Consider the following 8,530-nt stretch of genomic DNA (forward strand, 5'->3'; position numbering starts at 1 on the left):
CTGCAGCCCATCCAAGGCCGGCCACCTGTGCAAAGCCATCGCCGTCCTTCAAAACCATCGCGTCGCCCAGGCCGCGTGAGGCTGAAATAGGTTCAGTCATGTCTACAAAAGCCCAGCTCAGGCACTCACTGAGGGAGAGCCGCACCCAAATCCCATTGTGAGTCCCACACGCCGGCATCAGCTGGAAATCACCGACTGAGGCCTACGCCGCCCGCCCATCTGCCGGTTATCTTCCGGCCAGAAGATTCTATTCAGGAGCTCTCTCTGACTCCCCTTGAGCGAGGTACTGATGGATACGCGGTAGTCGCCATCGCGCCTCCTCAGGATCGTCCCAGTACTCGCCAGTAGGATTGAACAGTTTTCGGACTTCAATGCCTCTGAACTCTAGCGCCTTCCAAAGGGACGTCACATCTTTGCCAGTCACCTGCTCATAAGGGTGGATCGCAACGGATCGCAGCGCCTCGAACTCGGGATACAGCTCTTCGGGCAACCTGCCCACCGATCGGCGATATTGGATACGTTCTCGAACCTCAGGCAGGTCGATCAGGCTGTCGGGATTCGCTATGGAAGCTTCAAATGCCTTTCTACCGAGTCCGATGAGCCAGCCCACGAAATATTGGAAGCCATCGTCGGAGGAGATACCGAACAGATGTCCGGCTGCGCCGAAGAGCTCCCAGGTCTCGGCGCGTTTCCGATTTAGAAACATCCACATATGGAAATCGACGATTTCTTCTGGGGAGCTTGCAACCAATCGGCTTTTCAGCCAACCCACCCGCTCAGCCTTCGTCCACCCTTTGCCTTTTGACGACTCGATCAGACCCCAGAAGCCATCTTCGCTCATACTATGGTACTGCTGCACGTTTCCTCCCAGTGTACGGCGCGGTCAAGCCTCACCGTCCTGGTGCCACCACCAGAGGCTTCCAGTCACCGCTTCCGTATTTACCGTACTTACCTCGACCATTGCCTCCCTTGCGGAATTTGAGGCGATATGGATCGTCTCCGTCTTGGGAAAGAGCAATTCCCCAGTCTGCGAGCCAATCAAACCCGTCTTTCCGGTTAGGCTCGCGGTCTCTATTACTAAGTGACATACGCCTCTTATTCCAATCATCGCCATACTTCCACCTGCCCGTTTGAATCCCGGCATCCAGGATGATGTCTTCAAGTCCCGCCCTAATATCCCTGCTCTGGACGCGGAAGAGAACCAGCAGTTTACACGTGGGGCATGTCCTCGCATAATCATCGCTCCATCTGGTTTCGAAATCATTGGTTTCCCCTACCTTGAGAGGCTTCCCATCCTCGCGGACCAGGATGTAGACGCCGCCGTGAACAGATCCCTTGTTGCCCCCGATCCCCTCGTCGCCACTCCAGGCATATACGAGAGGAGCAGGAACACCGATTTCCAGAAGGAATAATTTCGCCTGATATTCCTGACGCCCCCGCTTAGGATCCCACGCGCAATCACTAGAGTGCTGCTTGCAATAATTTTCGTACAATACCTTTTCGTTCTTAGCCAACGTAAAGGCGGGCGCCCCGTCGAGGCATGCCGCCCGGATACAGACGTTCCCCTTACCCGCTTGTTCGAAAATGTACTTCATCACAGCACCCTTGGAGGAGAAGGTGATACGACGCCCATACCACCAGACCTTGTAATCGGGAAGATGGTCAGGGTCGATGGACTTGCCGCCGCGGGCGTAGGGGAAGCTCTTTCTATAATCCTTCCACATACTTTTGAGGAGGGAGGCAGGGATGCCCTGGTGGGCGAGGTCGATGACGCCTTTTCGTATGAGTTTGGACTCGCCAAAGAAGCCATCGGGTATGGCCGCTCCGTTTGGCAGATGGCCCCTTCTCTTAACGTCCTCTTCGCTCATGACGAGGACGACGTTCCAGTCGATCTGGCCTGCGGTGATACAAGCGATGCAAACTTCGACCGCGCCGCCGCCTCCGTAGCAGCTTCCGATGCACTGGCCTCCGCCGCCGCTGCTTCCGCCCCCAATTATGATGCCGTTCTGGGCGTAGATATCGGCAGCGGTCTGGTAGTCGATGCCCGGCGTGTAGGCCGAGGGACCGGAGACGGAGCCGCCGCCGATGACGGTGGCGTGGCCAGTGGGGTCGGTGCCGGTCAGGGGTGAGGCGTTGGCGTAGGTGTAGCGGTTGGCCTGCACCGATGGGTTCGGACTGAGGGTGGCGGTGTCACGACTGGTGAAGGTGCCTGTGCCGGGCTGGTACCAGCGGGCGTGCATGTTGACCTTGCCGGTGTCCGGGTCGGTGTATTCGCCCTGGTAGCCGAGGCCGGTCTTGGTGCCGGTCTGGGCGGTGACGGTGCCGAAGGGGTCGTAGGCGGTGGAGGTCTGCAGGGTGGTGGTGAAGGTGGCTACCAGGTCGCCGTTCAGGTCGCTCAGTGCGGCCATCCCTGCGCCGGTGCCTTCTTTCAAGCCGAGCAAGCCGCCGCCGAGGTCACGGGCGTACTTGGCCTGGACCGTACCGCCGCTGTCGGTGATGGCGGCCAGATCGTTGCCGAGCCCGCTGTAGGCGAAGTTCTGCTTGGAGGTGCCGCGGATGCGGCTGCTCATCCGGTCGAGGGCGTCGTAGCTGTAGAGGCTGTCGCCGTCGGCGATGAGCCGGTCGAAGGCGTCGAAGGTGTACTGCGTGGTGGCGGCCGCCTTGGTGCTGGTGGCCAGGGTGCCACGCGGGGTGTAGGTGTAGTCGGTGCCGTCGCCGGAGGTGAGGCGGTTGCGTTCGTCGTAAGTGAAGGTCGCGTTGCCGGCCTTGGTGCGGTTGCCGGCGGCGTCCCATTCGTAGGTGGTGACTGCGTTGCCGGGGGCGGTCCAGGAGGTTAGGCGTCCGGCGTGGTCATAGCCGTAGGTGTTGGTGCCTGCCCCGGCGGTGCCGACGGTGGTCTTGGTGGTGAGGTTGTCGTCCTTGTCCCACACGTAGGCGATCTTGGCGAGCTGGGTGCCGGAGCCGTTTGTCAGTGTCTGGCCGGTGACCCGGTTCATGTTGTCGTAGTCGATGGTCTGGGTGCTGGCGGTGCCGCTGGTGGCGGTGATGGTCTTCACTCGGCTGGCTGGGTCGTAGCCGTAGGTGAGAGTACGGCTGGTGACCGGGTCGGTGGCGGTCTTCAGGCGGTTGGCGGTGTCGTAAGTGAAGGTGGCGGTACCGGCAGCGTCGATGCGCTGGGTGGGGTTGCCGAGACCGTCGTAGGCGTAGGCGCTCTCCTGGATGGTGCCGCGCGAGATTTTCAAGGGCAGGCCCCGGTCGTTGTAGTCGACCGTCAGGTCCCCGGCGGTGGTGCGGCGACCGGCGAGGTCGTAGCCGAAGGTGCGCTCGGCCGTGGCGGCGCCGCCGCCCGCACCGCTTTCTTCGGTGAGCCGGCCGAGGTGGTCGAAGGTGCGGTCAGTGCGCACGCCGCCGGGCTGGATGGTGGCCTTCTGGTTGCCCGCCTCGTCGTAGACATGAGTCCAGGTGCGGTCAGCCGCATCAGGGTGGGCGGTAGTGGCTGGCTCGATCACCGTCTCGGCTAGGCCGAGGCTGTTGTAGCTGGTCCAGGTGGCGTTGCCGCGGCCGTCAGTGAGACGGGTGCGCGCGCCGGTGGCGTCGTAACCGAAGCTCGTAGTAATCGACTGACTCGACGAGATCGGCTCGACGAGCGAGGTGACCCGGTTCAGCGCGTCGAACGTCTGCCGGGTGACGCGGCCTTCGGGAGAGGTGGCGCTGGTGGGGTTGCCCGCGGCGTCGTAACCGTAGCCGTAAGTGCGCAACACCGCCTCGACGGTGCCGTCCAGCTTCAGGCGCAGGTCCTTAAGCATGGTCTGGCGGCCGGCCAGGTCGTATTCGGCTGCGCTGGCGTTCCAGTTCGCGTCGGCGGTCTCGACCAGCCGCCCGGCCAGGTCATACTTCATGGTCGTCTTACCCGCCGGATCGGTGACGCTCTCGACCTCCCCGGCCGCGTTGGGGGCGAAAATGGTGGACGTGGTACCCGTGCCCGGGCCGGGGACGGTCTTCTTGAGCAGCCGACCGGCGTCGTCGTACTCCATCTTGGTGAGGTAGGCGGCGCTTACGGGCTTGCGCTCGATCTGAGTGGCGGTGATCTGACGGCCGAGGTCGTCGTAAGCGGCCTGGGTGCGGGCACCGGTCGGGTCAACAGTGGCCAGTTTCTCACCCGCCATGTCATATTCGGTCACCCATGTGCCTGCGGTCTGGCCATCGGGGGCAGGGTTAGTGACACGAACCTGCCGGCCTAGCTGGTCATACTCATAAGAGGTGACATAGCTACGCGGATCCGTCGTGGACTTCAACTGCCCGGCCGCATCGTAGGCGTGCAGGATGGTCGCGATAATCGCGCTGCCGCCGGGCGGCGTGTAAGCAGGCGCGGTGGTGCCGGTCAGCCGGCTCGCCTTGTCAAAGGTCGAGGTCAGGGTGCGGCCCTCGGCGTCGCGCTGGTGCGTCTGGTTGCCCACCGTGTCATAACCGATCAAGGCGGACGGGCGCACCGGAACGGCGGAGCCGTTCTTGTCTACCTGCACCTGCGGTGCCTTGGTCTCGACCAGCCGGTCCAGGACGTCGTAGCGCAGCGTGGTGGTGTAGTCGGTGGCGTTCGCCCCGTCGGCGTTGCCGCGCGGATCGGTGCTGGCCACGGGCAGGCCGCGGTCGTCGTAGTCGATGGTGGCGACGATGTCCTGGGCGCCGTTTTCGATGGTCTGCTTGGTGGGCTGATTGAGCTTGTTGTAGGCGTAGCTCGTGGTTTCAGCGCGGCCGCTGCTGCCCGCCCCGGTCAGGGTAGTCTTTGTGATGTTGCCGTTTTCGTCATATACGAACTCGGTGGCGCGGGCCAGCCGACCAGGGTCCAGCACCTGTTTCATGAGCCTGCTGGCCTGGTCATACTTGAAGGTGATGATGGTGATGCCGTTGCCGGTCATCTGCTCGGTCAAGTTCCCCGCCGCGTCGTACTCTTCGGCCTTGACCACCACATCGCGCGGCGTGGTGGAACCATTTAGCTGCGCCCCCACCGCGACCTGTTCCTTGAGCCGGTTGTCCATCCAATAGATGTTCTTCAACGTACGCTTCATCACATCGTTCACGATGATGTCAAGCCGCCCGCCCGCGTCGTAGCTGCGGGTTTCCAGCAGCACGTCCTTGGCCGGCTGCGGGTTCACCGGGCTTCCGATCCACCCCTTCAGCGTGCTCGTATATAGCTCACCCCGCACGGTGTATGCCTGCTCGATGGCCGTGCCACGCGCGTCGGTGGTGCGGATGACCTGGCCGCGATGGTTCCACTCCTGCCGGGCGACTCCGCCCTCGGGGTTGGTGACGGAGTCTTGCCGACCGTGCGCGTCATAGGTGAAGGTCGTCACCCGGTCCGGTTCATCGCCGGTCAGATCGGCAATAGTCTCCGTCAGCGGGTTACCATCAGGGTCGTAGGTGGTGCGAGCCTGTGTGGTGTGGGTAACGCCGCTGATCTCGTTCTTCGCCGCGGGGGCGGTGCTGGAGATCAGCCGGTTCCAGCCGTCGTAGGCGAAGGTGGTCTTCGCCCCGTCCGGCACCGCATCAGAGACACGCGTACTGGCAACCATACGACCCAGCACGTCGTACTCTAGCTTGGTGACCAGGCCCGCCGGGTCGGTCTGCTCAGCCAGATCCCCGGCCGCGGTGTAACCGTATTGCCAGGTGCCGCCGCGCGCGTCGGTCTTGCTCTTCACCAGGCCAGCAGGAGTGGTGCCACCGCCGACGGCCGCCTCGCTGCCATCGGTGTAGGCCACGCTTTCCGAACGGCCCTGCGGGAAGTCCGCGGTGGCCGGGCTGGTCTGCTTGGTCTGCTCACCGAAGCTGTTGTATTCGCTCGTCATGGCGAAGGTGTTGTCGATGTCGCTCGCTGAACGGCCGTCCCGGTAGGCCGTGACACGGTCGTTGCGCGGGTCAAACGGGTCATTGGGATTGTGGTAATAGGTCCAGTACTCGATCGCGCACTCGCTCGGTGCCCGGCAGTACTTCCGGCCGAGGGTGTTGCCGCGCTTGTCCTGGTAGATGTCGTTGGCGATGTTGTTGCGGTCGATCACCTTGGTCAGGAAGCCCGCCTGGTCATATTCGTACCAGGTGGTGAAGTTGCGCTGGTCGGTCTCGCCGCGGATGCGGTAGCCGCGCCAGGCGTCATACAGGTACTTGAGCTCTTTGTTGTCCGGGTCCATCACGGTCACCTGGGCTTCGCCGGACTGCTGCTCGATCCCGACGGTGCCGATCTTCCAGGTTCCGCCGTTGGCGTCGGTGTGGGCGGCGATCCGGTCGCTCTTGTCGTCGTAGGTATTGACCGCCCAGATGCGGCCGGACGCCAGCGTCACCTTGGTCAGCTTGCTCGGCGCGCCGGTACGGGCTGCGTAGTGGCCCTGCACCTCGGCCGCGGTCAGCGGCTTGCCGTACAGCGCGACCTCATCCAACTGCCCCTGGAACGGAAACGCCCCCACCGCAGCGGGCACCGCCGGGGATTTGGTCGGATCGGTGACACCGTTGCCGAGCGTGGCAAACGTCCGCCAGTCGGTCGCGGTCCCGGTCATGGTGCCGACCTGCTGGCCATCCAGGTACAGCATCTGGTTCTGCCCGGCCACGCTCAGCGCCACGTGATGCCACTGGCCGTCGTTCACCACGCCGGCGGAGGTGATAGGGGTCGTATCCTCCTTCAGCGAGCCGCGCAGCTTGCCATCGGTGCCCACGTACAGCATCGCCCCGCGCGCCAGGTTGCTGCTCTCGGTGCTGCCCGCGGCCATGATCACACCGGACTGGGCGGTCTTGAACCACGCCTCCACCGATAGCTGATCACCCAGGTGCGGGACCGCGCTCGAGGGCAGCTTCACCACCGACCCCGCCTTAAACGCGGCCGAGGTGTCGGTCGTGCCGGCCAGCGCACCCGGCTGCGCCAGCGTGACGCCGGAATAGGTCAGGTCCCCGGCACCGGTGCCCAGGTCCTCGCCGCTCGTGCCCGAGTTCTCCCCCAAGCGCCAGTAGCCGAACGGGTCAGAGTTCAGCACGCTGCTGCGATACAACGACCCGCCGCCGTACTCATAGCTGGTGCAGTTCGGCGCCGTCACCGGCGCACACACCTGTGTCAACCGCCCCTGGTCGTAGCCATAGGTCCAGGTCAGCGCCAGACCATCTACCGGGTCGCTGGAAACTGTGGCCACCTGGTTGCCCTGCCAGGTGAACGTCACCGACCGGCCCCCGGCACCGGTCACCTTGGCCAGCTTCCCGGCTGCGTCGTAGGTCAACTGCTGCGCGCGATTGCGCCCGTCCGTGATCGACGTCAACTTGCCCTGGCCGTCGAACCTGTAGATAACGGACGTCTTGTCCATCAGCCGCCAGGCGCCGCCGCTCTCCTCGGCCAGCGTCGCGTACATGCCCGGCGGCGGCTGGAACGTCCCATCCCCGTTCGCCTGAAACCGCACCTGCCGCCCATCCGGATACGTCACCAGCGCGGACGTCGAACTGCCGCGCACCTCCTTGACGACCTTCATGTCCCAGCGCGTCGACCAGCCCGCCCCGAACATGCCATCCGTACGCGGATCCATGCTGTTGTAGGTGCGCACCACTGACAACGGCGGCCCCACCGTCGTCACCGTCAGATCCGCCGCGATTGTGGTGTAGTTGCCCGTCTGCTGGTTGAACTCCTGCCCAGCGATCCCGCTGCCGGCCAGCGTCGACGTCACCGCTGGCTGGCGCACCCCGGTGACGAACGTTAGCACTGACGAGGTGGTGGTGGAGGAGTCGGAGGAGTCCTTGACCGTGACCGTCCACCAGTACTGCTTGCCCCACACCAGCTTCCCGGCCGGAACGCTCCAGCTGTTGCCGTTGCCCGGCACGTAACCCGACGTCGTACACCCGGTGCCGGACATCGATTCGACATCACACACCTTGAACGAATACGACAGTGGGGCAATGACGGCCATGCTCTGCGCCCGCGCCCGCAATACCGGCGTCAATGAATCAACCAGATACCCCGACTTCGGGTACAGATCCGTGAAACCCGCAACGGTCAGCGCCGCCCGATCCGCCGCCTCAGCCCGCAACACTCCGGCCGGCAGACTGCCCTCATCCGACTCTCGCGCCGCCGCGTCCACTGTCCGGTCCTCCAGCGGCACCGCTCCCTTGGGCGCTTTCACCTCAGGCCGCCACCCATCCGAGGCCTCCGCCGCAGCCGGGACCTCGGTCGCGGGCAACAGCGGCGGCAATCCCGCAGCCGACTCCATCATTTGTTGCGGCGTCACCAGTAAGGCGTCGGCATCATCGACCACGCCCATCACTGAAGCGGCCGCAACTGACGGCGCCGGCAATACAAGCAGGCCAGGCGTCAGACCGGTAAGTACAAGGATCATCCCAGCCGAATGACGCCATGACGAGATACGGCGCATGCGCCATCACACTCCGAACCACAACGAAGGACACCGACAAGGGGGAGTTTCCCCCTGAGCGTGGACACCGATCTCAGGCGGCAGTCTTCAGGCTATCTGTCGTCTTCTCGTAGTCGATTGGGCTCAGCTGGCTGAGG

At 63.9% G+C, this 8,530-nt stretch carries 2 protein-coding genes; both read right to left on the minus strand.

The genetic code is table 11. The features are described from left to right. Positions 1 to 247: 247 nt before the first annotated feature. Complete coding sequence (locus tag ACWDX9_RS55315) at positions 248 to 859, minus strand: DUF4240 domain-containing protein (RefSeq protein ID WP_449970665.1); 612 nt, start codon at positions 857 to 859, stop codon at positions 248 to 250. Between the two features lie 31 nt (positions 860 to 890). Next, positions 891 to 8,276: a LamG-like jellyroll fold domain-containing protein gene (locus tag ACWDX9_RS55320; RefSeq protein ID WP_449970668.1), complete on the minus strand. Its 7,386-nt coding sequence runs from the start codon at positions 8,274 to 8,276 to the stop codon at positions 891 to 893. Positions 8,277 to 8,530 lie beyond the last annotated feature (254 nt).

Source organism: Nonomuraea sp. NPDC003201, from assembly GCF_053590415.1.